At 51.9% G+C, this 25,661-nt stretch carries 27 protein-coding genes; 19 read left to right on the top strand and 8 right to left on the bottom strand.

The window, feature by feature from the left end:
• Positions 1-87 precede the first annotated feature (87 nt).
• The 6 genes from PHH49_02365 (at position 88) to PHH49_02340 (ending at position 6,139) form a co-directional block, all read left to right on the top strand.
• Positions 88-975 (top strand): lipoyl synthase, encoded by an 888-nt coding sequence (locus PHH49_02365; GenBank protein ID MDD5487791.1) that lies wholly within the window; start codon positions 88-90, stop codon positions 973-975.
• A gap of 110 nt (positions 976-1,085) precedes the next feature.
• Complete coding sequence (gene gcvT, locus PHH49_02360) at positions 1,086-2,192, top strand: glycine cleavage system aminomethyltransferase GcvT (protein ID MDD5487790.1); 1,107 nt, start codon at positions 1,086-1,088, stop codon at positions 2,190-2,192.
• A gap of 21 nt (positions 2,193-2,213) precedes the next feature.
• Positions 2,214-2,606, top strand: a complete 393-nt coding sequence (gcvH, locus tag PHH49_02355) for a glycine cleavage system protein GcvH (protein MDD5487789.1) — start codon at positions 2,214-2,216, stop codon at positions 2,604-2,606.
• Positions 2,603-3,946, top strand: a complete 1,344-nt coding sequence (gcvPA, locus tag PHH49_02350; protein MDD5487788.1) for an aminomethyl-transferring glycine dehydrogenase subunit GcvPA — start codon at positions 2,603-2,605, stop codon at positions 3,944-3,946. Before gcvH ends, gcvPA begins: the two co-directional genes overlap by 4 nt.
• Positions 3,937-5,412, top strand: coding sequence for an aminomethyl-transferring glycine dehydrogenase subunit GcvPB (gene gcvPB, locus PHH49_02345; GenBank protein MDD5487787.1), 1,476 nt, complete (start codon positions 3,937-3,939; stop codon positions 5,410-5,412). Before gcvPA ends, gcvPB begins: the two co-directional genes overlap by 10 nt.
• A gap of 1 nt (position 5,413) precedes the next feature.
• Positions 5,414-6,139 (top strand): lipoate--protein ligase family protein, encoded by a 726-nt coding sequence (locus tag PHH49_02340; protein MDD5487786.1) that lies wholly within the window; start codon positions 5,414-5,416, stop codon positions 6,137-6,139.
• Here PHH49_02340 and PHH49_02335 read toward each other — a convergent pair.
• Together PHH49_02335 and PHH49_02330 are read right to left on the bottom strand one after the other, a co-directional pair.
• Positions 6,127-6,549 (bottom strand): hypothetical protein, encoded by a 423-nt coding sequence (locus PHH49_02335; GenBank protein MDD5487785.1) that lies wholly within the window; start codon positions 6,547-6,549, stop codon positions 6,127-6,129. The two genes, PHH49_02340 and PHH49_02335, sit on opposite strands and share 13 nt — an antisense overlap.
• 89 nt (positions 6,550-6,638) lie before the next feature.
• Entirely contained in the window at positions 6,639-7,307 is a 669-nt protein-coding gene (locus PHH49_02330) for an endonuclease V (protein ID MDD5487784.1), read from the bottom strand.
• Positions 7,308-7,408: 101 nt separating this feature from the next.
• Here PHH49_02330 and PHH49_02325 point away from each other — a divergent pair, with 101 nt between their 5' ends.
• The 3 genes from PHH49_02325 to PHH49_02315 are packed head-to-tail and all read left to right on the top strand — an operon-like array spanning position 7,409 to position 11,303.
• Positions 7,409-9,292 (top strand): phosphoenolpyruvate carboxykinase (GTP), encoded by a 1,884-nt coding sequence (locus PHH49_02325; protein ID MDD5487783.1) that lies wholly within the window; start codon positions 7,409-7,411, stop codon positions 9,290-9,292.
• Positions 9,293-9,312: 20 nt separating this feature from the next.
• Positions 9,313-10,215, top strand: coding sequence for a phosphoribosylaminoimidazolesuccinocarboxamide synthase (locus tag PHH49_02320; protein ID MDD5487782.1), 903 nt, complete (start codon positions 9,313-9,315; stop codon positions 10,213-10,215).
• Between the two features lie 35 nt (positions 10,216-10,250).
• Entirely contained in the window at positions 10,251-11,303 is a 1,053-nt protein-coding gene (locus tag PHH49_02315; GenBank protein ID MDD5487781.1) for an L-threonylcarbamoyladenylate synthase, read from the top strand.
• Between the two features lie 3 nt (positions 11,304-11,306).
• Here the strand turns inward: PHH49_02315 and PHH49_02310 are convergent, their stop codons facing one another.
• Positions 11,307-12,503, bottom strand: a complete 1,197-nt coding sequence (locus PHH49_02310; protein MDD5487780.1) for a family 10 glycosylhydrolase — start codon at positions 12,501-12,503, stop codon at positions 11,307-11,309.
• A gap of 157 nt (positions 12,504-12,660) precedes the next feature.
• Between PHH49_02310 and thyX the strand changes: the two genes are divergently transcribed.
• A complete protein-coding gene (thyX, locus tag PHH49_02305; GenBank protein ID MDD5487779.1) occupies positions 12,661-13,389 on the top strand; it encodes an FAD-dependent thymidylate synthase in 729 nt (242 codons plus the stop codon).
• Positions 13,390-13,463: 74 nt separating this feature from the next.
• On the opposite strand, the gene PHH49_02300 is transcribed toward thyX, so the two are convergent.
• From PHH49_02300 to PHH49_02285, 4 genes are all read right to left on the bottom strand, one after another.
• Positions 13,464-13,985, bottom strand: coding sequence for an adenine phosphoribosyltransferase (locus tag PHH49_02300; GenBank protein ID MDD5487778.1), 522 nt, complete (start codon positions 13,983-13,985; stop codon positions 13,464-13,466).
• 80 nt (positions 13,986-14,065) lie between these two features.
• The gene (locus PHH49_02295) at positions 14,066-16,048 is read right to left on the bottom strand and encodes a sodium-translocating pyrophosphatase (protein ID MDD5487777.1); all 1,983 of its coding nucleotides are present in this window, start codon (positions 16,046-16,048) and stop codon (positions 14,066-14,068) included.
• A gap of 137 nt (positions 16,049-16,185) precedes the next feature.
• Positions 16,186-16,560: a response regulator gene (locus PHH49_02290; GenBank protein MDD5487776.1), complete on the bottom strand. Its 375-nt coding sequence runs from the start codon at positions 16,558-16,560 to the stop codon at positions 16,186-16,188.
• Entirely contained in the window at positions 16,557-18,182 is a 1,626-nt protein-coding gene (locus PHH49_02285) for a transporter substrate-binding domain-containing protein (GenBank protein ID MDD5487775.1), read from the bottom strand. Before PHH49_02285 ends, PHH49_02290 begins: the two co-directional genes overlap by 4 nt.
• Positions 18,183-18,368: 186 nt before the next feature.
• On the opposite strand from PHH49_02285, the gene PHH49_02280 reads away from it, so the two are divergent.
• The 9 genes from PHH49_02280 (at position 18,369) to PHH49_02240 (ending at position 24,436) form a co-directional block, all read left to right on the top strand.
• Positions 18,369-18,803, top strand: coding sequence for a hypothetical protein (locus PHH49_02280; GenBank protein MDD5487774.1), 435 nt, complete (start codon positions 18,369-18,371; stop codon positions 18,801-18,803).
• Between the two features lie 19 nt (positions 18,804-18,822).
• On the top strand, positions 18,823-19,266 hold the full coding sequence (locus tag PHH49_02275; GenBank protein MDD5487773.1) for an EamA family transporter: 444 nt from the start codon (positions 18,823-18,825) through the stop codon (positions 19,264-19,266).
• Between the two features lie 17 nt (positions 19,267-19,283).
• Positions 19,284-20,228, top strand: coding sequence for an aminopeptidase (locus tag PHH49_02270; GenBank protein MDD5487772.1), 945 nt, complete (start codon positions 19,284-19,286; stop codon positions 20,226-20,228).
• Positions 20,229-20,243: 15 nt separating this feature from the next.
• The gene (ispD, locus tag PHH49_02265; protein ID MDD5487771.1) at positions 20,244-20,930 is read left to right on the top strand and encodes a 2-C-methyl-D-erythritol 4-phosphate cytidylyltransferase; all 687 of its coding nucleotides are present in this window, start codon (positions 20,244-20,246) and stop codon (positions 20,928-20,930) included.
• A gap of 15 nt (positions 20,931-20,945) precedes the next feature.
• The gene (locus tag PHH49_02260; GenBank protein ID MDD5487770.1) at positions 20,946-21,791 is read left to right on the top strand and encodes a hypothetical protein; all 846 of its coding nucleotides are present in this window, start codon (positions 20,946-20,948) and stop codon (positions 21,789-21,791) included.
• Positions 21,792-21,874: 83 nt separating this feature from the next.
• On the top strand, positions 21,875-22,261 hold the full coding sequence (locus PHH49_02255; GenBank protein ID MDD5487769.1) for a response regulator: 387 nt from the start codon (positions 21,875-21,877) through the stop codon (positions 22,259-22,261).
• Between the two features lie 118 nt (positions 22,262-22,379).
• Positions 22,380-23,087 carry a hypothetical protein gene (locus PHH49_02250; protein MDD5487768.1) on the top strand — a complete coding sequence of 236 codons (708 nt, stop codon included), beginning with the start codon at positions 22,380-22,382 and terminating at the stop codon, positions 23,085-23,087.
• 35 nt (positions 23,088-23,122) lie between these two features.
• Positions 23,123-23,875, top strand: coding sequence for a hypothetical protein (locus PHH49_02245; GenBank protein MDD5487767.1), 753 nt, complete (start codon positions 23,123-23,125; stop codon positions 23,873-23,875).
• 12 nt (positions 23,876-23,887) lie between these two features.
• Positions 23,888-24,436 carry a DJ-1/PfpI family protein gene (locus PHH49_02240; GenBank protein ID MDD5487766.1) on the top strand — a complete coding sequence of 183 codons (549 nt, stop codon included), beginning with the start codon at positions 23,888-23,890 and terminating at the stop codon, positions 24,434-24,436.
• 10 nt (positions 24,437-24,446) lie between these two features.
• Here the strand turns inward: PHH49_02240 and dinB are convergent, their stop codons facing one another.
• Entirely contained in the window at positions 24,447-25,619 is a 1,173-nt protein-coding gene (dinB, locus tag PHH49_02235; GenBank protein MDD5487765.1) for a DNA polymerase IV, read from the bottom strand.
• Between the last annotated feature and the right edge of the window lie 42 nt (positions 25,620-25,661).

The following is a 25,661-nucleotide window of genomic DNA, read 5'->3' as shown; positions in this document are numbered from 1 at the left end:
ACCGGTATGACCCGGACCTAGGACGTTCAAAGGGGGTATGTCGCGGCGTTGTCGCGGCTTATCCCCTTTTTGCCAAGAGGATGATATATGACGCAACATGATCACGTGAACAGGCCCCCATGGATAAGGGGAAAACTGACGATGGACGCAACCTCGTGCTTGATGGCAAAACTCGCCAGGGAAAGGTCTATTAACAGTGTATGCGTGGAAGCCGCATGCCCAAACAGGGGGGAGTGCTGGGCGCGCGGTCATGTTACGTTCCTGATACTCGGGCGTGTCTGTACACGTAACTGTGATTTTTGCAACGTGGAAAAAGGCAAGCCGGAAGCCGTTGATCCGGATGAGCCACGGGAAGTCGCGAGATTCGTAAAAGATACTGACGCCAGATATGTTGTCATTACTTCCGTGACGCGCGACGATCTCGATGATATGGGAGCCGGACATTTTATTAACACGGTGCGCTCTGTGAAAGGAACGGTCCCCGACTCTATTGTAGAGCTTCTGGTCCCGGATATGCGCGCCAGGAAAGACCTTATCGCGGACATCGCCCGTTCCGGGGCGGCCGTGATAGGGCACAATATAGAGATGCCCGAAGTGCTATACCCCGAGATAAGGCCGGGCTCAAGTTATGTCCGTTCGATAACGGCATTGTCCTGCCTGGCGGATGAAAGGGACGCGGGCGCGGATATACTGGTAAAATCATCGATAGTGGTCGGATTAGGAGAGGAAGAGTCGGATATAGTGAGGACTTTCCGCGATCTCAGGAACGCGGGAGTGGATATATTGTTCATCGGGCAGTACCTGTCTCCCTCAAGGGATCATCGCCCGGTAGCAAGGTTCTATAGCCCGGAGGAGTTCGAGGAACTGGGGAACACGGCCCGGGATATGGGCTTTGGATATGTCGCATCGGGGCCTATGGTCAGGAGTTCTTTTCGCGCGGAAGACGCGTATCTCGCGCTTAGTGTGATCCAATAAGACGGTTTTCCACGCGCTTGACATTAGTGCCATTTATTCTATAATGAGGACATTGGCCGGCTCGTTCATCGGCTGCACGTAAAGTTCACTTACCGTAATGAGGTCTTCTTATGTTGGAACAGGGAATAAGATTGAAGATAACGGCGCTTGGCGACGACCATCTTAAGGCCGGCGCAAGAATGGTGCCGTTCGCCGGGTGGAGCATGCCCTTGCAGTATACAGGGATAATAGAAGAACATATGTGGGTAAGGACGCATGCCGGCCTTTTCGATGTTTCGCATATGGGAGAGTTCATGCTAAGTGGGGATACCGCCGCGGGAGACTTGGAACGCCTTATTACGTGTGGAGTGGGCGGTCTTTCCGATGGTATGTGCAGGTACGGCTTCCTCCTGCGGCAGGATGCCGGTATCATCGATGATCTTATTGTCTTCAGGATATCGGAAAAGGAATACATGCTGGTAGTTAACGCCGGTACGACCGGTAAGGACCGGGACTGGATCACTGACAGATTGTCCGCCGGTACGGAATTCGAGGATATATCCGGCGAAACCGTAAAACTGGACCTCCAGGGACCGGATTCCGTGAGAATAATGAGCGAATTCACGAACGGAGCGTCAGGGGGGCTTAAACGTTTCCGATCCGCGCGCATGAATGTTCTATCTCGGGACGCTCTTGTGAGCATGACGGGATATACGGGGGAACCCGGGTACGAGATATTCATATCACCTGCGGACGCGGGGTATATATGGGAAAAACTTCTTTCCCTGGAAGAGGTCAGGCCGATAGGCCTGGGCGCCAGGGATACGCTTCGCCTGGAAATGGGCTACTCTCTTTATGGTAATGATATTGACGAAGGGGTTTCCCCGTATGAGGCCGGTCTTATGAGGTTCGTATCAAAGGATAAGGATTTCATCGGTAAAGAAGCCTTATTGGAACGGGGGTCCGGTAACGGGCCGGTACGAGTCCTCAGGGGATTCATTTGCGAGGGACGAAGAAGCGCGAGGAAAGGGTTCTTGTTGCGGGATAGCGAGGGACGGGAAGAATTGGGTGAGGTCACGAGCGGGGCCTTCTCCCCGTGCATGAAAAAGGGTATAGGCATGTGTTATGTAGATGAACGTTTCGCGGAGAACGGGCGTTCTGTGGTATTTAAGGGCGGGAATACGGAGATCCCGGGGAAGATAACGGGCCTGCCGATATATCGCCCTAAGATATCTTGATAACGCTGGAAAATAAGGGGGATGGAGATGGTGCCGGAAGATCTCAGATATTCTAAAGAGCACGAATGGGTCAGGGCTGAGGGCGATGAGGCGATAATGGGGATAACGGACCACGCCCAATCCGCACTCGGGGACATAACCTTTGTCGAGCTCCCGGAAGTCGGTGTGGAAGTAAAAGCTCCGGAAAGCATAGCGACCGTCGAATCGGTAAAAGCGGCGAGTGATGTTTATGCGCCCGTAAGTGGAAAGATCGTAAAGGTGAACGGGTTGCTCGCGGATTCGCCCGAGATCATAAATAGTTCCCCTTACGAAGAAGGGTGGCTGTGTCGTATAAAGATGTCCAATAGTTCAGAGCTGGATGGACTCATGGACGCCGCGGCTTACACCGAATACCTTAAGGAGAGCGCGCATTGAGTTACATACCCCACTCACGACAGGACCAGAGGGATATGCTGGAAAGCATAGGTATTACCTCCGGGGATATGGACGACCTGTTCAGGGGCATACCCCCTGAGCTGAGGGCAAGATCGTTCGATATCCCGCAAGGGCTATCGGAATTCGAAGTGGACGAGCACCTGAAAAAACTCGCCGGGAAGAATGCCACGGACCTGATCACCTTTTTAGGCGGCGGGTTCTATGACCATTTTATCCCCGCGGCGGTCGACGCTATGGCCTCAAGATCGGAGTTCTATACCGCCTATACGCCGTACCAGCCGGAATGCTCCCAAGGGACCCTGCAGGCCATATACGAATACCAGAGCTGTATATGCCGCCTTACGGGTATGGACGCTTCTAACGCGTCATTGTACGACGGCGGGACCGCGCTTTATGAGGCGGCGATGATGGCCATAAGGGTTACCGGCCGGAATAAGATCATCATGGATGGTGGGGTCAGCCCCATATACAGGAAAATGATGTACTCGTATACGTCGAACCTGTCGATAGAGTTCGTTGAGACCAAAGTGGTACACGGCAACAGCGACCGTGCGGAGATAAAAAAACATATTGATGAGCGTACCGCGGCGGTAATACTGCAGAACCCGAATTTTTTCGGGGCCATTGACGACCACTCGGATATATCGGACATGTGCCACGAAAAAGGCATACTCATGGTGGAGTGCGTATATCCGCTATCGCTTGGCATATTGAAGACGCCGCGGGAAATGGGCGCGGACATAACGGTAGGCGAAGGCCAAAGCCTGGGCATACCGCTTTCCTTCGGCGGACCGTATCTGGGGTTCATGGGCGTGAGGAAAGAACTTGTCCGGAAGATGCCGGGACGCATAGTTGGACAAACGGTCGACGCGCAGGGCCGAAGGGGATTTGTCCTGACTTTGCAGGCCAGGGAACAGCATATCCGGCGGGAAAAAGCCACATCCAACATATGTTCCAATGAGGCCTTATGCGCGTTAAGGGCGCTTATTTACATGTGCCTCATGGGATCTGTCGGCATAAAGAAGGTCGCCGAACTTTGTTTCGCCAAAGCGGAATACGCGAAAGAACGGCTGGAAAAGATAAAGGGCGTGGAAGTAAAGAGAAGCGCCCCCACGTTCAATGAATTCATAATAAAACTCCCTGTCGACCCCAACGCCATAATTGAAAAGCTTATAGCGAAAAAGATAGCGGCCGGATTCCCGCTGGGCAGGTATTATAGTGACATGAAAGATTATCTTCTGGTAGCGGTAACAGAGAAAAGGACCGCGCGTGAGATAGATATGTTCGCGGACGCGCTTGAGGAGGCCTTATGGAGCTGATCTTCGAGAAATCAAGGTCGGGAAGAAAAGGCGTGACCCTCCCGGCGAATGATACGGGCCTTGAGAGCGGATTGCCTTCCCGGTATTTAAGGGAAAAAGGCGCGGAGCTGCCGTCTGTTTCCGAACCCGAGGTCGTAAGACATTTTACCGGGCTTTCAAAGATGAATTTCGGTGTGGACTCGCATTTCTACCCGCTTGGGTCATGTACCATGAAATATAACCCCAAGTTCACGGAAAAAATAGCGTCATACGAGAAGTTCACCTCACTGCATCCTTTGGCGCCACAGCTCGTAACAGGAGCTGGGCTCACCCAGGGCGCGCTGGAAGTGATAAGCCGGCTGGAAGGTCTTCTTTCAGAGATAACGGGTATGGACGCTTTTACCACGCATCCCATGGCCGGGGCGCACGGTGAACTTACGGGGGTCATGCTTATTGCCGCTTATCACAGGCATAAGGGCAGCAGAAAAAAATATGTCCTGATACCCGATTCGGGGCATGGGACCAATCCCGCGTCCGCGGCCATAGCGGGGTATACCGTTAAGAGCATACCTTCGGATAATAGGGGAAGCATGGATATGGCCAGGTTTGCCGCCGAGCTTAACGATGAGGTGGCGGCGGTCATGCTTACCTGCCCGAATACGTTGGGTGTTTTCAACCGGGACATAAAAAAGATCGCTGATCTCACACATAAAGCCGGCGCGCTTATGTATTATGATGGAGCTAATCTTAACGCCATAATGGGGAAGGCGCGCCCGGGCGATCTTGGTTTTGATGTCGTGCATCTTAACCTGCACAAATCGTTCGCCACACCGCATGGGGGCGGAGGTCCGGGGTCCGGGCCTGTCGGGGTGAAGAAGGAGCTTGAGCCGTTCCTGCCGATATCACGTGTGGTAAAGGACAAGGACGGCACGTATTCGCTTGATTACGATAAGCCTCTTTCCATCGGGTATATCTCTCCTTTTTATGGTAATTTTGGTGTGATGCTCAAAGCGTACGCGTATATACTTCTTCTTGGACGCCAGGGACTTATAAATGTGAGCGAGAACGCCGTGCTTAACGCCAACTACCTGATGAGGCATCTGTCGGAGAAATATGATGTGCCGTACGCGGATAACTGCCTGCATGAGTTCGTCATATCGGCTTCCCGCCAGGCGGCCCGCGGCGTTAGGGCGATAGATATCGCTAAAGCCCTTATCGATAAAGGTATCCATCCACCGACGGTATATTTCCCGCTTATCGTGAAAGAGGCCATGATGGTCGAGCCCACGGAGACCGAGTCCAGGGATACACTGGACCAATTCATCGGCGTGATGATGGAACTGGCGCTCCTGGCGGAAAAGGAACCCGAGCGTTTCCATGCCATGCCGGTCACTACTCCGGTGGGCAGGCTTGATGAAGTAAAGGCGGCCAGAGATATGGATATAGCGTGTCTTCCACTCGAGCAATGTTCCTGCGCCAAGGCATAACATGGACCTTATCGATATCCCTTTTACAACTCCTGAAGAAATGATGGCGGCCGACGAGGTGTTGCTTTCGCTGGCAGAGTCCGGAGATATGAGCGAAACGCTCAGGTTCTGGAAGCCGGACCGGACTTTCGTGGTCCTGGGGCGCTCCTGTTCTGTGCCGATAGACTGCCATGTTGAGAATTGCGCGAACGATGGCGTGGCGTTGGTGCGCCGTGTGTCCGGTGGCGGAAGCGTGCTACAGGGAACGGGATGCCTGAACTACTCGCTTGTGCTCTCATATGGAAGAGATAAAAGATACGCGGGGATCAGGAGCTCATATGAGGCCATACTTGGTGATCTATGCGAAGCCTTTTCCGGTAAGGGTATAGGGGCGGAGATATCGCCGATATCGGATATTTCATATAACGGGAAGAAGGTATCGGGGAACGCGCAGGCGAGAAAAAAGAGATATTTTCTGCATCACGGTACCGTCCTTTTCGGGATGGATATCGGCCTCGTCGGAAAATACCTGAAACATCCCCCGCGTGAACCCGGATACCGGAAAGGCCGCGCTCACGACAATTTCATGTCAAACCTGCCTCTTCCAGCCGAAGATATCGTTGATCTTATAATGGATGCTTTCGACGCGAAGAAAATACCGATATTGCCGGGAAAGAACGTAATGGACAAAGTGGAAAAACTTGCCCGGGACAAGTTCGCTTCGGATGAATGGACCTATTGTTCCTGACCTGTGACAGCGGGGAAGATGATGGATCCGGCCGTGGCCAGCGCCATAGAGCTCAGGGAACTCAGGGTGATCTTTGTCTCTGAACCGGATACGTTGTCAAAAAAGATGCCGACCCTCGTAGTGTTTATCTGTCCGGGGAAACCCATTGCCACTATATAACCATTTCTGGCGTCCGCCTGGTATATTACCAGGTCATTAGAGACAAGGATGTCCCGGACCTTATTAAAGGCGTCCGCGCGGGAAAGGGGAACTGTTTTCTCCATCCCGGTCCGCTTGGCCTCTTCAAGGTCAGCCACATTAATGCCCAGTACGGACTTGAAATTATATTTTGTGCTGGAACATCCCGGTGAAAGAACGCACACGGATACAAGCGCCGCGACAATGAAAGATTGCAGATAGTTTTTGTTCATCAATATCCCTCCAAATGATATGCAATTCGATTATATCATGAAAACATATTTTAACAAATCCAAAACCACGTCGCGATGTACGCGACGGCTTATTTGATATAAGCCGTCGCGTGAGCGTGCCGTATGGGCTCCGGTATCCTGTATTTCGGGCAACACGCCAGGATGATGTTTATAGCGGACTTTACGTCACACATATGTCCCGGGGATATGAACATAGGCCGGGTATTGTCCCGCGTGGTCAGCGCGGCGCCTATTTCCCGGCCCGTATCATCCTTAAGGGGGGAAAAAGCCCCTTTTTTACCCCCGGGGTTGTCGTATGTGCCGTACAAACGCGTTTTCGCGGCTCCGATGGACGGTTTACCCAGGATAACGCCTAGATGTGAGGCAAGGCCCAGTCCGCGTGGGTGCGCCAGGCCCTGACCATCGAAGACGAACAAGTCGACCTCGGTGGCGAGAACTTTCATGCATTCTAGGATCACGGGTCCTTCCCTGAAAGATAAAAGCCCGGGCACATAAGGGAAAAGCGTTTTTGTCTTAAATGTAACGTTTTCAATAAGTTGCATATCCGGAAAAGAAAGTACGGAAACGGCAGCCCTGGAAAACCCGTCTTTTACGGAAACATCCACGCCGGCTATGGTACGTATGGAGGATGCCTTGAACGGCCGGAGGAGGACCTTTTCCCTCAATTCTTTCTGCAGGGCAACGGCCTCTCGGGTCGTAATATCCCAATCATGAAGATGTTCGGACCTGATATCCATAAACGGTTGACAGTAAAGTTAGATTATTATAACATATTGAGTCTAAAAAATCCTTTTAAGTTGAGCTATGTTAAGGGAAATCAAGACGGAAACGGGGAAATATGAAAAAGAAGTACATGGAAATAATAAAGCAAAAATGCGACAGCGCTAACTTTAAGAAGATAGAAGGCCTTGATAATCCTAAGCTGATAGAATTCGTGGCTAAATACGTGCAGCTTTGCGATCCGGATACTATATTTATCCGTACGGATTCCGCGGAAGACGCCGAGTACATAAGAAAAAGGGCCATAAAGACCGGGGAGGAGAAAGCCCTTACGATCAATGGTCATACGGTGCATTTTGACGGATACTATGACCAGGGCCGGGACAAGTTCAGCACACGCTACTTGTTGCGTCCGGATGAGGTCCTTGGGTCGGATATCGAATCCATAGACAGAGAAAAAGGGCTGAAGGAAGTACACGGCCTCTTTAAGAATTCCATGGTCGGGAAAGAGATGATCATAGGGTTCTTCTGCCTGGGGCCGACCGGGTCGGTCTTTTCGATACCAGCCGTACAGATAACGGATTCCACTTATGTATGCCATTCGGAGGATATACTTTACCGTAGCGGTTATGAGGAGTTCAGGAAGCTGGGGGATTCAGGGAGGTTCTTCCGTTTCGCGCATACCGCGGGCGAGCTTGAAGGAGGCGTATCAAAGGATGTGTACGGCCGCCGCGTGTATATCGACCTCGCGGAGGAAATGGTGCTGTCCGCTAACACGCAGTATGCCGGGAACACTGTAGGGCTGAAAAAACTGGCCATGCGGCTCGCCATAAGACGCGCGTCCGAAGAAGGATGGCTTACCGAACATATGTTCGTGATGGGGGTACACGGCAAGGGAGGGAAAAGGCTCACATATTTCACCGGGTCTTTCCCGTCGGCGTGCGGCAAGACCGCGACCGCCATGCTTGAGGGGGAGAAGATAATAGGCGACGACATAGCGTATCTCAGGAATATCGACGGAAAGATAAAAGCTGTTAACGTGGAACGCGGGATATTCGGGATCATACAGGATGTTTCCCAGGACAATGACCCGGCCATTTTCAAGGCGCTGACCTCTCCTGGTGAAGTGATATTCTCCAATATCCTGGTGGACAACGACAACAATCCCAGGTGGCTGGGTGACGGGCGCCAGGCCCCCGAAGAAGGTACTAATTTCGTTGGAGGATGGTTCTCGGGCAAGAAGGGGCCGGATGACAAGGAAGTCCCTTACGCGCATAAGAACGCGCGGTATACCATAAGGATAAAAGAACTGGATAACTCTGATGAGAACCTGGATAACCCTGATGGTGTGGAAATAGGTGGCGTGATATACGGCGGTAGGGATTCCGATACCAGCCTTCCCGTGGCCCAGTCATTTAACTGGGAACACGGCATACTGACGCAGGCGGCGACCATCGAGTCGGAGACCACCGCGGCTACGCTGGGACAGGAAGGCGTGCGTAAATTCAATTTGATGGCCAATCTTGATTTTCTCTCCATACCCATAGGCCGTTATATACAGAACAACATAGAGATAGTCAGGCATTGCAGCCGGCCGCCGCTCGTATTCCATGTTAATTACTTCCTGCGCGGCAAGGACAGGAAGTTCCTTAACGGGCTAAAGGACAAACATGTCTGGATAAAGTGGATGGAACTTCGCGTGAACGGCGAAGCCGAGGCGCTTACGACGCCGGTAGGATATATCCCGAAATATGACGACCTTAAGAAACTTTTCAAGGAAGTGCTTGGTAAGGAGTATACCAGGCAGTCATACGATGAACAGTTCACGTTACGCATACCGGAGAATATCGCCAAGATAGAGAGGATACGTAATATATACCATACAAAAGTGTTCGATACCCCGCATATGCTCATGCAGGCCCTGGAGGACCAGGAGGCGCGTCTTAAAGAGTGCAGCGAAGAGCATGGCGATTATGTCCAGCCTTCGGTGTTCGAGAAATAAGGACAAGAGGAGACGATAATATGGTAAAAGAACGACCCGTTACTGATCTCGACCTTAAAGGCATGCCTTTGCTGAAAGAGGGAAAAGTACGCAAGGTCTATGATCTTGGCGACAAACTGCTGTTCGTGGTCACGGACAGGATCTCCGCTTTTGACGTAATAATGCCTAATGGCATACCTTATAAAGGCAAAGTCCTCAACATGATATCCTCTTTCTGGTTCGAGTACACACGCGATATCGTGGAGAACCATATGCTCACCGTGGATATAGACGGTATCATCGCGGCCGATAAAAAGCTCGCTCCTTACCGTGATATACTTGATGGGCGTTCAATGCTTGTCAGAAAAGCGGAGCCTATAATGGTCGAATGTATAGTAAGAGGATATATATCGGGGTCAGGGTGGAAGGATTACCAGTCTACCGGCATGGTCTCGGGAATAAAGCTCCCGAAAGGTCTCAGGCTTTCCGATAAACTGGAGGAGCCTATATTCACCCCATCAACAAAGGCGGACACAGGGCATGATATGAACATCTCCCAGAAAGATACCAGGGAACTGGTCGGGGATGATATTTTCGAACTTATCAGGGATAAGAGCGTGAAGGTGTATGAAAAAGCCCGGGACTACGCGGAAAAGAAGGGCATCGTGCTGGCTGATACCAAATTTGAGTTCGGTATCGTGGACGGCAGGGTGGTGCTTATGGACGAGGCTTTAACACCGGATTCATCCAGGTTCTGGCCCAAGGATGATTACGAGCCCGGACGTCAGCAGAAGAGTTTCGATAAACAGTTCCTGCGTGATTATCTGGAAACGCTGGATTGGGATAAGACCCCTCCGGGGCCGGTTCTGCCGGATGAGATAGTGGACAGGACATCGGAGAAATACAGGCAGGCCTACAAGGTGCTTACCGGTAAGGAAATATAGGGCCGGTCCGGGCACCTGTTCTTACAAGGAATTTCATGGAAACACGTGTGATAGAGATAGACCCGCAGAACATAGACATGGCGCTTTTAAGGCAGGCCGCCGAGGTCATAAACAACCGGGGCCTGGTGGCTTTTCCCACCGAAACGGTGTACGGTCTGGGCGCCGACGCGCTTGACAGCAAGGCAGTGTCGGGTATCTTCCAGGCCAAGAAACGGCCGTTGGATGATCCCCTTATCGTACATATATCAACAATGAAAGAGCTGGAGGACCTGGCTTCGGATGTGCCGGATATCGTGTACAAACTGGCCGACAGGTTCTGGCCGGGCCCCCTTACGATGGTGCTCAAAAAATCGGATAGGGTACCTGATATAGTGACTACCGGGCTTGATACCGTGGCGATAAGGATGCCGTCCCATCCGATAGCTTCAAGGTTCATAGATATGTGCGCCTGTCCGCTTGCCGCGCCTTCTGCCAATCTTTTCAGTAAACCGTCACCTACTACCGCTATGCATGTACTCCAGGACCTGGAGGGGAACGTGGACATGATACTCGACGGCGGCGCGACTTATATCGGGGTGGAATCGACGGTAATAGACGTAAGCTCCGGTCCGGTCAAGGTCTTGAGGCCTGGCGGCGTGAGCGTGGAAGAACTGACATCGCTGGTGGGACCAGTAGAGGTCTTGAGTGAAGGGGCTGTCATGGAGAGGACCCCGGGCAAGTACCCCAGGCATTATTCCCCGAACGCGAAGGTCCTGGTCGTGGAATACGGATATGACCAGTTCGAAAAGGCCACACAGGCAGCGGAAACACTGGCCTCCAGGGGTGCGAGTGTCGGTATAATGGCCAGCAAGGAACATGAGGACCTTTACCAGGGGAACGTCAAGGTACTTGGGCCCGCGAATGACGGGCGCATATGCGCGTCACGCCTGTTCAGTATATTACGCGAATTCGATTCAGAAAAAGTGAATTATATAATCGCCGAAGGTATACCCGAAAAAGGGCTTGGACGGGCTGTGATGAACCGTATCAGGAAGGCGGCCGGGTCCGAGGAGAAAGCCGAAGAAGACATGTCCGACATGGCCATATAAAGGTCATTTTTGACCAAAGGTCGCCGCGATAAAATCCCTGAGTGAAGTGTCCTGGGCTATCTCATCATAAGAAAAGAACACGATGCCACCTGTAGCCAGGTCTTTAGAGTCAAGTATCTCACGCTCCAGTATCCCGGGTTTTTCCCTGAGCATATAAGCCCCAAGCCCTATCATCAGTTTCTTCCTGTCGTATGATCCCGCGATCGACCTGGAACGGAGACGGGCCAGTTTAGCATCATCGGTATAGTTCATGGTAACTACCCGGTCGACGTATCCTTTATCGAGCCATTCGGTCCAATCCTGGAAAGTGGCGTAATAGGTCCTTTCTAGTGATGGGACTATAGTGCAGGATATTATGAGGGAGGGAGATATTTTTCTCGCGGCCCCTGAAATGTACTTCACGAGCGTGGTCACTCGTTCGCGTCGCCAATCGTCCCAGAGAGTGAAATTATCACGTGATCTTTCCATTTTCATGGCGTCCAGCCCGGTACTTTTGGTGAAACTCTCAAGGTCCATGCGGGCGTAACCGTAACTTATGCCATGGGAAGAGAACCTGCTTCCGGGAATGAACGGCACCGTAAAAGGATATCGTATATAATCAAGGTGCAGTCCGCTAAGGCCGGGGTATTTGTCGACTATCTCGCACGCGATATCCGACAGGTATTGCCTGACACGGTAGTCCCCGGGTTCCAGGAAAAGCTGGTCTTCACGGGTGTAATACTTGTCCAGATCGTCTTTTTTGCCCAAAGGCATTGAGAGCCTTCCATGCTGATCCCTCGTCAGGACATCCTCGCCGAATTTCCTGATTATATTGGCGTTCTGGTTCTGGGCCAGGCTCAGGAGGTTTATCCAGGCGTGTACGCTTATCCTTTTTTCGGACGCTTTTTCTATGATGTAACGTATCATGTCAGTGCCTGAGGAGGAGAGCATCTTTTCATATTCGGACCTGTCGGTCAGGGAAGAGTCGTAGTATGCCTTATCTGCCCTGTAGACCTGAAGATAGATATCGTTGATACCGCATTTAACGCAGTCATCAATGAGGCGGTCCGCGCCTTCCCTGGAATAATGGACCTTTTGCGGAGAGAATATCGTGACCCATACGCCCAAGCGTGTGTCCGTTCCCGCGTTTTGCGTGTCACCGGCCGTTACGCAGCATACGATCGCGGCTACGGAGAGGATAAAGGGCAAAAAACGTTTCATGTTTATTAGTATACGTATTCACCCCTTCAAAAGCAATCGAGTTTTTGAGCTATATCCCCAGTCGGCAAAATCCGGGTTAAAACGTTGATTTAACCCGGGCAACATGTATAATAATAAACACACCAGGACAGGGGAATAAGAACAAAGAAAGGCAGATATGGCAGAGACCAGACTGAAAGTTCAATTGCTTGAAAGGACCCAGGACGCTCTTGGCCTTATATACGCCGCGTGCAGGCAGTGCTATTCGCATTCTTTCGCGGGTGATATCTTTGATAAGGCAGCGAGGGAGGAAGACCCTGTTAAGATACGTGAATTTGTTAAGAACGTGATAGCCAGCGGGCACGAAAGTCCCATGGAACACGTCAAGTTCACTTTCGCCATAGAAGGGGTTTCCAGGGCGCTTACACACCAGCTTGTGAGGCACAGGGTGGCTTCATATTCGCAGCAAAGCCAGAGGTATGTCAGGGAAAAGGATTTCGATTATATAATACCTCCGGTGTTCAAGAAGGACGAAAGGATCCTTTCAAGGTTCGTTTCCATGATGGAGTATATACAGGACGGATACGACGATATCCTGGCTATGCTCAAGGAAAAAGGGTCGGAAGGCGAAAAGGCCAACCAGGACGCCCGGTTCGTGTTACCGCAGGCCGCTGAGACAAAAATAGTGGTAACGATGAACTGCCGGGAACTCAAGCATTTTTTCTCACACAGGTGTTGTGCCCGCGCGCAATGGGAGATAAGGGCGCTTGCCGCCGGTATGCTGGATATATGCAGACGGGAGCTACCGGAAGTATTCGATGGCTTGGGTGCTAAATGTGAAGAGAACAAATTGTGCCCGGAAGGGGAGAAGTTCTCATGTGGGAAATATCCCGTTAAAAAGCGTTGAATTAAAACGGGTCATTTTAAAGAAAAAGGCCGCTCCGATAACACGGAGCGACCTTTTTCTTTGTATGAAAGCCATTATTCCTTGTTGTAATTTATCAATGTCTTGGGGCTGTATTTTTGTATCTTACTGGTGTAGTTCAGGAAGGGCAGGCCTATGATGGAAAATATGCCAGCCACCTGGGAACCGCTTCTTTCGACTATTTTCGCCACGGCTTCGAGCGTGCCGCCGGTGGCGATGAGGTCATCCACTATGAGCCATCTCTTGCCGGGGACAAGGTCCGTCTCATGGGCCTCAAGCGTAGCCTCGCCATATTCAAGGGAGTAGCTCTGCGCTATCGTTCTACCCGGTAATTTACCCTTTTTTCTCGCGAGTATGAGGGGCAGAGAATGCTTGAGGGCGAAAGGGGCGCCTACGATGAACCCGCGGCTCTCAATGGCTATAATGCCGTCTATTTTATCATTCGCGTAAAGTTCGTCCATTTTGTTCATTACGAACTTGAAGGCTTCGGGTTCGGTGAATATGCTGGTCACGTCATAGAAGAGTACGCCCGGTTTAGGGAAGTCAGGTATCTTTCTTATCGCTTTGTCCAGGTCCATGGCCAACCTCTTTCAATAAAAAAGGAGTATAGCGGACACCGTCTTTCGTCCGCCATACTCCTTATATTATAGCACAAATATCAGAATAACCCCATAAACCACTTGTGGAGCGGCGCGAAAAGGCTGCCGAACACAAGAGAGACTATGCTCATGAGCTTTATAAGGATGTTCATGGCCGGGCCCGTCGTGTCCTTGAACGGGTCACCGACGGTATCACCGACAACGGCCGCGGCATGGGCTTCCGTGCCTTTGCCGCCGAGGTTGCCTTCTTCTATCCACTTTTTAGCGTTATCCCAGGCACCGCCTCCGTTGGACATCATTATGCCGAGAAGTACGCCGCTCGTGGTCGCGCCGGCAAGGAAACCACCGAGTGCTTCAACGCCAAGAAGAACGCCGACCAAGAGAGGAGTGATAACGGCCGTAAGTCCGGGCAGTACCATTTCGTGGAGAGCGCCCTTGGTGGCTATGTCTATACATACCTGGGTGTCGGGTTTAGCCGTGCCCTCCATAAGGCCTTTAATTTCCCGGAACTGGCGACGTATCTCCTGCACCAGTTTGTCGGCCGCGTTGCCTACAGATTTCAGTGTCATAGAAGCTATCGCGAAGGGAAGAAGGGCGCCTATGAAAAGACCAACTACGGAAAGTGGCTTTATCAGGTCTATGGCTTCTACCCCGGTGACTTTCTGGAAAGCCGCGAACAGCGCGAGCGCTGTAAGAGCGGCGGAACCTATCGCGAACCCTTTCCCTATGGCCGCGGTCGTGTTCCCGAGGGAATCCAGTTTGTCCGTTATCTTGCGCACGCTTTTGTCGAGACCTGACATTTCGGCTATGCCGCCGGCGTTATCGGCTATAGGGCCGTAAGAATCAGTCGACATTACGATACCGATCGTACATAGCATGCCTACGGCAGCGAGCCCTATACCGTAAAGCTGCCCGAAGTGGTAAGAAATAAGAGTGGCAGCGCATATCGTTAGTATAGGAAGTATAGTGCTCTCGAACCCTACGGCCAGGCCGGATACTATAGCCGTAGCCGGTCCTGACTGGCAGCTCTGCGCGATCTCTTTTATGGGCTTACCTGAAGTGAAGTACTCGCTTTCGATCCCGATAAGGCTCCCGGCGAATATACCCGCCAGGATGGCCCAGAAATAATCTATTGTGCCGAACATGTTCGACGTGGTAAAGAACGCCCCGATCAGGAAAAGTACGGCCGATATAAGCGTCGAGTTCCTGAGGGCCGTCTGGGGGTTCATCTTCTTGAGGAATGCCATTGAAAGTACGCCTGCCATCGATGCTACAAGGCCTATTGTTATCAATATGAGCGGGAATGACATAGCCTTGAGCGGTGACGCCATGGAGACGCCTATCGCCATGGTGGCTATCACGGAACCCACGTAGGATTCGAAAAGGTCCGCGCCCATACCCGCGGTGTCCCCGACATTATCCCCGACATTGTCCGCTATGACCCCGGGGTTCCTCGGGTCATCCTCAGGTATACCGGCTTCTATCTTGCCGACAAGGTCGGAACCCATGTCCGCCGCTTTAGTGAATATACCGCCACCTACGCGCGCGAAAAGGGCTATTGAACTGGCCCCCAGGGCAAAGCCGGTTATTATGGATGTGTCCTTTGTGACCATGTACCAAGCGCCTACGCCGACCACACCCAGCGCGGCCACGGTTATACCCATTACCGATCCACCCCTGAACGCGGTTTCCAGGGCCTCTGGGGCTCCGTGCGCGCGCGCCGCCTCACAAGTCCTGGCGCTCGATCTGGTAGCAGCCTGCATGCCGATGAACCCGGCCAGCATGGAACAGAACGCTCCGGTCACGTAAGCTATACCGGTCGGCAGGGAGAGGAACAGGCTGATGACCACGAACATGATGACCATGAATATCAGTATGATCTGGTATTCGCGCTTCAGGAACACCATAGCCCCGTGGTGCACATCATGGGCTATTTCGCGCATTTTCTCGCTGCCTTCCGGCTTTTTCAGCTGGGCCAGGAATGTGACCAGGGCGAAAGCCAGCCCGACCAATCCTGTGATGGGTATTATCAATTCGTACATAGATCGCTCCTTTTTTGGTTTTTTTGGTGAATATCCGATATATACAGGTATAAGCCCATGGAAAAGGGCGGGTAAATATCACAACAAAATAACATAATTACCGGTCTTTTTCAATGATAAAAAGAGGAAGGGGGACTTCAGGAAATGGTCTTTGAGACGAGTTTAAGTATCTCATCGGGCCATATGAATTTTGACAGCACCTCGTCCGCGCCCGCTTTTTTAGCCTGTTCGATCAGTTCCGTGGAAATAAAAGCCGTAAGCATGAACACTTTTTGTCCCGGCCGAATTGACTTTATTTTATTTAACAGCTCTAAACCGTTCATTTCAGGCATTTTATAGTCAATTATGACAAGGGAGAACTCTTCCTTTTTAAGTATTTCCAGCGCTTCCATAGGGACGGTCGAGTAAAGGACCTTATATCCGGTCTCGAACGAAAGGACGTCGGAAAGGGAAGAACACATGTCCTGGTCGTCATCTACAAGAAGTATCTTTACCTGTGCCTGTTCTTTCATGAGGGTTCCTTTTTCGGTTTTATTTCCGCGGACGGCAGCTGTACGAGAAAGGTCGAGCCGAGATCATTGGTCTCGGAAAGGAGGAGTTTCCCACCGTGCGCTTCCACTATTGATTTGGATATAGGCAGACCAAGTCCTGTACCCGTTATCTTCGAACTATAAAAAAGGTTGAATATCTTATTCCGGGCGCTTTCGGCGATGCCGCCACCGGTATCCTTGATGGAGACGTTGACCATTGTACCGTCATCGGAAGGGAACATCCTGATCTCGAGTTTCCCGGTCTGGCCCATAGCTTGTATCGAGTTAAGCAGAAGATTCTTGAGTACGCTGTAGAGCTGGTGAAAATCCATGAACACGTCCAGTTGGCCGGTGGAGCCTTCCCTGGATACCGAAAGATCAATGCCCTCGGGTTGTTCTATATCGCTCAGGACCTCTTTCATGCAGTCGTCCATGGATATGACGCTGGCGATATCGGCTTTGACCCGTGAGTAGCTCAATATGCTTTCCAGGATGTTGCTGCATAGTTTGATCTTTTCCTCAAGGACCCGGAACCGTTTCTCGAAAAGCTCTTCGTCGTTCTTGTCCTGCTTCCGGAGAAGGTATATGGAATTGTGGATAATGCTCAGGGGCGTTCTAAGCTCATGTGCTATCTGGCCGGCCAGTTTCCCAAGTACCGCCAACTTGTCTTTTTCCACCATTTTTTCGCTCATCATCTGGATCTGGCGGGTCTTGGCCTTTATGGTGGCGTCCATGGATATCATCCATGCCGCGGCCAGGACGATAAGTATCACGCCGGTCACTCCACCGATCACCATGGATACTATTTTAAGCGGGAACGGCGCGGTAAGCGTCAACCCGAACCATTTCCTCCATATTTCCCCGACCGCCCCTTCGTTGTACAGTTCATCAAGTCCCTTGTTGATGACCTCAAGGAGGGGAGTGTTGCCTTTTTTTACGGCTATGGCGTAACCGTAAAGGTTCCCGACCCGTTGGCCGACTATCTTTATCCCGCGAAGGTTTTCCTGTTGTATATAGTACAGCGTGACGTTCTTGTTGGCGACCACGGCCGTGACCTCATTGTTCTTGAGCTTTATCACGGCCTCAAGGGCGTTAGACGTTTTGATGAGCTTGATGTTGCGGTTGCGTTCGAGTATCCTGCAGGCCTGTGATCCTCCCGGGACCGCGACCACCGTTCCCTCCAACGAATCTATGGAATGCACATAACGGTTGTCAGCGTCAACGAATATCACGTAATCGAATTCGGATACAGGTTCCGTAAAATCCATATGCTCAAGGTTGTTCTCGGAAATAGGCGCGCCGATCAGCCCGTCTATGGTCCCGGTCCTCAGGCTTTCCAGGCATTTGTCCCATGCCATGAGCCTTATCTGTACGTGGCGCCCCGTCTTAGCGCCTATCATGCGCATAAGATCGACGTTGTACCCCGAGGGTTTGTCGTTCTGCAGGAAAGAGTAGGGCGCAAGGGAGCTGTCGCCCCCGAATATCAGGCGACGCTTGACGGGATTTTCCTCCGAAACGCCGGGAGGGGACTCGCCAAAGGAATAGAGGCAAACGAGGAATACCCCCAGGCAGAGCAACACGGATGTCTTTCTCTTGAAATACATAATAAAGTCCGGGAACAAGTTAAGATCATGAACTGCCAGTATTGATAACACAATTATATATTGCGTACGGTACATATGCAAGGTCGCGTCAGAAAACCATAATATTCTTATTTCTATTACGAGGTTGTACCCATATGTTTTAAATGGTAAAATATGCGGAAATACATGACGCGGCACATTTGGCATATGAAGAAATATATTTTTGTCACCATAGATATCCTTACGCATGTCCTGGTCACGGCACTTGTGTCCTTTTACCTTTACAAGGTCACTGGTCGCGTGTCGTGGATAGTTCTGTGCTTTGCCGGCGGTGTGCTGATAGACCTGGACCATCTGTTGGATTATTTCGTGTATTACGGCGGTACGTTCAGCCCGGGCAAGTTCTTTTCCCACGCGTACCTGGGATCGGGCAAGTGTTACCTGGTGTTCCACTCGTATGAACTGCTTATCGCCCTGTGGGTGTTTGGGGCGCATTTCCATCTGATGATACCGGTGGCCGCGGGAATGACCGGCCATATGCTGATAGATCTTTTGTACAGTCACCGCAGGACCCCTCTGGCGTTGTCGCTTTTTTACAGGGCGTATCTCGGGTTCTCGGCGGAACGTGCCGGTATGATATGACAGATGAGGTCGTGAGGGGATGATCTCTGGGGGGGAAGGAGGAAAAGTGAACGCGTATCAGTTCGCCGTGTTGGCCGCTTGCATATGGGGAGTGGTGCCGGTACTCGAGAAAATAGGGCTTACCAAAGCGGAGCCGTTCACGGCGCTTTTCTTCCGTTGTCTCGGCGTGATGGTCGGGCTTCTATTCCTGGGCGCTACGATGATAAGGCCTGCACAACTCAGGGCCGTGGAGCCGAAGACCATATTCATACTTATGGTGAGCGGTTTTCTCGCGAGTTTCGCCGCGCAGATAGTTTTTTACCACGCTCTCAAGCAGGGGGACGTGTCCCGGATAGTTATTATCGCGGGCAGCTATCCTATGGTGTCCTTCATATTGGGGATACTGTTCCTGGGGGAGGCGCTTACGGGACCAAAAGCGGTGGGGGTTCTTCTTGTGATATCCGGTATATGGCTTTTGAAATAGGGAAAGGGTGATATTTGATGATCAGGGATGAAGCTGTAAAAGCGGTATTTGAAGGTTCGCTTAAACTGAAGAATAACGAATCCTGCCTTATCGTAACTGATACGATAAAAGAGCCGATCGGGAAAGCTTTTCATGAGTACGCCAAGAAGAGGGCCGCCAGGAGCAGTATGATGGTGATCGAGCCTACCCTGGAACATGCCACGGAACCTCCCCGGGACGTTGCCGATGAAATGCTTGAATTCGACGTCGAGATATTGGTGACCGAAAAATCACTTACACATACGCGCGCCAGGAGAGAGGCTACGAGGCGTGGGGCCCGTATCGCTACCATGCCGGGGATAACCGAGGATATCGCCAACAGGTGCCTTGATATAGATTATGAAGAGCTGAAGAAAGAATCCGGCAGGATATACGGGATATTAAAGGCGTCAGGGGAAATAAGGGTTACGACACAGCGTGGCACCGACATGCGTTTCACGGTCGGTAGGAGCGGTTTTTTCGGGGCCGGTGGCGGGTCCTTTGACGTGCCGGGAGCTTATGGTAACCTGCCGGAAGGAGAGGTCGCTTTCGCCCCGGAAGAGTGTGATGGTGTTTTTATCGTGGACGCCACGTGGCCGGAAATAGGGATATTGGATGAACCTATTAAGTTCGTTGTTTCCGACGGATATGTTACTGATATTTCCGGGAAATATGCCGACGAGGTACGTGACCGGCTGGATCGTGTCGGGAAGAAGGCGTATAAAGTGGCAGAGCTGGGAATAGGGCTTAATCCAAAGGCGACCTTGATCGGGCAGGTGCTTGAGGATGAAAAAGTCATAGGAACGGTGCATATCGCTCTGGGGAACGATATGTCGTTCGGTGGCAGCAATGATGTTCCCCTGCACCTTGACGGGGTGATAAGGACACCGGATATAACGGTCGATGGTGTCCGCCTTATGGTCAACGGTAAATTTATCGGATAAACGGAAGGGACCGGCATGGGGAGGATAGTCGCTCTTATACTCGCGGGCGGTACGGGCGAGCGGATGGGGTCGGGAACGCCCAAACAGCTTCTTGACCTGGCCGGGAAACCGGTCATCATACATACGCTCCTTAATTTCGAGCACAGCGCTAAAATATCGGATATCATAGTGGTCTCGAACCCGGGTATAGTGACCCGTGTCGCGGAAGAAGCCGAACGGTATGGTGTATCGAAGTTACGTGACATTGTCCCGGGAGGGGCTACCCGTCAGGCATCATCGCGCATAGGTGTCAGGAATTGCCCGGAGGATACTGATATCATACTTATACATGACGCGGTAAGGCCGTTGGCCGGACCGGGGCTTATAGATGATATCGTCTGTGGCGCGATATCGGACGGGGCTTGTATCCCGGCGGTGGCCGTAAAGGATACTATGGTCGAAAGTTCCGGGGACTATATCGGTAACGTGCCGGACCGTGGGCGAATGATGTCCGTACAAACCCCGCAGGGGTTCAGGAGGGACCTCATACAGGAAGCGCATATGTCCGCCGAAAAGGGCGGGATCAAGGATGCTACGGATGATTCCTGTCTGGTCCTGGCCATGGGCGCGAAGGTCAGGATAGCCCGGGGGGACGAACGGAACCTGAAAATAACCGGACCGGTGGACCTGGCTTTAGCCGGGTGTCTGCTGGCGAAAAATTAAGGGATACGAGATCGTATGCCGCATGGAAGAACGAAAAAGATATTAATCACAACGATGGTCCTCGTGATAGCGGCAAGCGCGCTTTACTGGCGGAAGGACGCGCTGGTCTTGTCCGTTTTTGAGGGGTTATGCTCCAGGGCCCTCAACGTGGAGGTTCATGCCGGCGCCGCGGAACTTTCCCTTACGAAGCTATCCTTGGGGATAAAGGATATCGTATTTTACCAGCCTTTGGGGTTCGGGCATGATGTCCTTGCACGTGTGCCGGAAGTATACGTGGATATGGGAGGCCTGCCCATATCGGATGGCCGGATGAGGTTTGACGAGATATTCCTGTATATAGCCGAATTTGATATTGTAAGGGGCCGTGATGGAAAATTGAACCTTAGCGCCTTGCCCAGGGTGGTCGGGGACGGCAATAAAAATGACCGGGTCGGGAAACCGCAGGGGAAAGACCGTGGCATAATAATAAAGAAGTTCAGGGTCAAGGCGGACACGCTGCGCTATATCGATCTTTCCGGAGCTAATGCGCCGTCGATCAAAAAATACGAGTTGAATATAGACCAGATATTCTATAACGTGGACGACCCGGGTGATGCGTTCGGCAAATTGGCTAACAGGGCTTTCCATAGGGCCGGTATGGCCGGGATGCTCAACCTGCCGGCGGAAGGGGTCAAGAGTGTTGTCCGGGTGGGGAAACACGCCTTAGCATCCCCGGTCAGTATGGCTGAGGATACCGCGAAGAGCGTTGGAAAGAACGCGCAGGACTTCATCTCCACGGCTGGTGGTCTGCTTTCTGGTGTCGCGGAAACCCTTGGTAAGGCCAAAAGCATAGTAGTGCCGGCAGGTGACGGTGACAGGTAGAATCGGGTCGACAAATGAACTGGTTTGATGTAAAATTTAGTTTAATTGAAAGTGTGCTATGCGCGTAGACCATATCCAAAACTATGGAGAAAAAGATGACAACAATAAAGAACAACAGGCTTTTGGTGGTGGATGACAACAGGGTGTTCGCGGATGTCCTGTGTGACATACTTAAATCGAAAGAGGTCGACGCCACCAGTTGTTATGCCGGGGAGCAGGCGATAAGCCTGGTCAAGGAAGACCGGTATGATTATCTGCTACTGGATGTGCTCATGCCGGGCATGAACGGTATCAAGGCTATGAGGGAGATAAAGACACTTTCCCCCGAGACCAGGGTCATACTCATGACCGGATATTCGGTCGATGACGAAATGCGGAGAGAGATAAATGAAGCGAACGTGGATGTAGTATATAAGCCGTTCGAGATCGGGGCTATCATAAATATGCTCAGTGGTCCTGTGGTCGGGTAATACGTGTGGTGCGGGGAAGGCCCCGACACCCCTTCTGTACAATAGTGCCCGGGAACTCAACATGCCAAAAATTCCCCCGCTGTATAAAACAAGATATGGTCATGGACATTGCGTCCGGGTGGCGGCCATAATGTTCGTGATCCTGGTATCGCTTACCGTGGCGGCTTTTTCCGGCAGCGTCGACCGTTATTTCTCTTACCAGAGATTCTTTCTTAACCAGCGTTTTGTCGATGATATCTCGAACGACGGTCAGCTTAATCGCAGTATCAAGTCTTTCGCCGCCAATTTCACGGATGGACTTTACGCGTTCTCCGCAGGGGACTATACCGAGGCGCTTGTGTTCTTCATGGCCGCGCGTTCATTCTGGCCGGAGTTCTTTGCCACGGATTTTCTTATTGCCCTTATTTATGAAGCTAATAGCTCCTATGATACGGCCGCGAGATACTACAAAAGTTACCTGGAAAAGCTCAGGGATTTCCATAACGGCCGGTATGGACTGTCGGGGGAGATAATATACGCGATAACGACTTTTGATATTGAAGATGACCGCGAAGCGTACGATAATATAAGGGAGAGGATGCTGGATAAAGGCATAGATATAGACGCTGTTTCACCGGAGCGCGTATTCCCGAGGGAATTCATGCCCTATATCCTGATCGCGTTAGCTGGCGGATGTTATGTCCTTATAGCTAAGGTGGTAATGCCTTTGTACCGCAGGTGGTATAGGGTGAAATTCCCGCCGGAAGGGTTCTGGACATGCCGTAGGTGCGGGACATATAACCCCGGGCTTAGTAATGAATGTAAAGAATGCAGGCATGCGCGATGAGCGTTTTTACTTGTATATAAGAGGGGAAGTGTCGGTTGGATAAGGAAAAACTTTTCAGGTTCTTTTTCGGGACGGGAACGGATGTTTTTCCGGAGAAGGTCGTCATAAGCCCGGTGATCCCGCTGAGGAGATTTGCCGCCAATTGCGGAGTGGCTTCAGAGTTCACCGGCAGGTTCTTCAGTGGTTTTGTTTCACGCGGAACGAACGGTAAAGCAATAGCTGTGATAAGGACGGGTATAGGTTCGGCCATGACGGGTGACGCGGTGCGCCTTCTCGGGGAGTGTGGGGTAAGGGAACTGGTGTTCGCGGGGTTCTGCGGTTCTCTTGGCGATCTGCATGTTGGGGATATCCTGCTGTGTGATGAGGCGTATGACGGGGAAGGGTTCACCAGGTATCATACGGGAGCCCTGGCGGTGGACGAAGGCACGATCGTTAGGGGATCGGCGGAATATGTGGCTCTTGCCGAACGTTACATAAAGGAGAATTGCGGTAAGGCTATGCACATAGGTAAGGGCCGGGTCTATACGATAGGGTCCATATTGGCGGAAACCCCGGAACTTTTAACGGGCTTGGCCGGGTCCGGGTTCGCCGGTATCGACATGGAAGTATCAGCGGTATATGCCGCGGCCGCGTTCACGGGGATGAAGGCCATAGGGCTCCTGGTGGTAAGCGACGCTCCGCCGGAAAGACCGTTCTGGCAAGAGAAGGATGTTAACGACCATAAACGTTTCAGCGAGGGTATCGAGGAGGCGGTTAAGCTGTCGGTAGGGTTCGTCGGAAAGAGATAAAGGAGGAATGCAATGCCCAGAAAAGCCCTGGTGGTGCTCGCGGAAGGGTTCGAGGATGTCGAAGCCGTGACCGCGATAGATGTCCTTCGCCGCGCTGAAATAGAAGTTACTGTAGCCGGTCTTGGATCGGAAACCGTGAAAGGCGCGAGAGGAGTGGTGGTGAAGGCCGATACTCTCCTGGAAAAAGCCGATGATATGCCGGACGCCATAGTCCTGCCGGGAGGCATGCCCGGGGCTGAGAACCTGGCGAGGTCAACACGGCTCAAAGACCTTATTGTTAAGCTCGACAAGGCCGGAAAGCTCATATGCGCGATATGCGCCGCTCCGGCGCTTGTATTAGAGCCCACAGGAGTTCTGGAAGGTAAAAAAGCCACATGTTATCCCGGTATGGAAAAAAGCTTTTCACCGCTTGTGAAGTTCACAAAAGAAAATGTCGTGCAGGACAGGAACGTTATTACCAGTCGCGGCCCGGCTACGGCCATAGCCTTCGGGCTTAAGATAGCGGAGAATCTTGTCGGTAAGGCCAAAGCTGACATGATAGGCGAGCATATGCTGGTGTGAGAATGTAAGTTCAAGCGCGTCTACGCAGGGAGCCTTCGCCGAATTTGTCGATAAGACGGTCGATGGCCGCGTGGAGGCGCTCTTTTTTCCTTGTCGTGGCCGTATCCATGTCGAAAAGCAATATGTCCCCGGAGGAAGACGCGAGATTGGAGACTTTTACGCCCACAAGACGTACTCCTTTGCCCTTTATGTCGAATTCCACGAGTTTCGATGCCGCTCCTTTGTATATATCGTCCACGTAATTCGTATCCCGCTCGAGCGTTGTCGCGCGGGTGAATGTATGGAAACCAGTGAAACGTATCTTCAGGGTTATCGTGCGTCCTTTAAGGCCGTCCTTGCGCATGCGATGTGAGACCTTTTCGCTGAGCTGCATGATAATATCCTTGATCTTGTCCTCATCGTGTGAATCCGAGTTGAAAGTGTATTCATTGCTGACGGACCTCGCGGAATATCCGCTTTCGACAGGACGTTCGTCTATGCCTCTTGCGAGGAGCCATAGATGCCTCCCGCTTTTGCCGAAAGTCCCTTCGAGAAGGTCACCGCTTGTACGCGCGAGGGCGCCGATGGTCCTTATGCCCATGTTGTGCAGATGTTCCAGGGTCCTTTCGCCGACACCCCAAAGCCTGGAGACGGGTAGGGGGTCCAGGAAATCCGTAAGCCCTTCGCTTGTTACTATTACCAGTCCATCCGGTTTTTTCAGGTCCGACGCTATTTTGGCGGTCATCATGTTCGGGGCGAGGCCCACGGAAGCGGTAAGGCCGGTCACTTGTTTCACGGTCTCTTTTATCTTGCGACAGGTATCTTCGGGGGTACCGAAAAGGTGGAAGCTGCCGGATATGTCGAGGAAGGCTTCGTCGACACTTATCGGCTCGATGTCCGGGGTGAACCTTTCAAAGATACAGAACACCATGTGGGAGATCTCCGCGTATCTTTCCATGCGGGGCCGCAGGAATATCCCGGCCGGACACCTGTTGTAGGCATGGGATATCGGCATCGCGGAGTGTATGCCGAATTTACGGGCTTCATATGAGCAAGCCGCCACCACGCCGCGTCCTTTTCCACCGGCCGGGTCGGCGCCCACTATCACGGGTTTGCCCATGTGTTCAGGATGGTCAAGTTGCTCGACGGACGCGAAAAAGGCGTCCATGTCCACATGTACTATGTATCTGGGCTTTCTCATCATGGTTAAATTCTACCACAGCCGGGTGGAAGAGTATAAGGAACT

The organism is Candidatus Omnitrophota bacterium (assembly GCA_028715965.1).
Taxonomy (GTDB): domain Bacteria; phylum Omnitrophota; class Gorgyraeia; order Tantalellales; family Tantalellaceae; genus JAQUQS01.
Note: the sequence above shows the minus strand (reverse complement) of the source record. Positions and strands in the feature narration are given on the sequence as shown.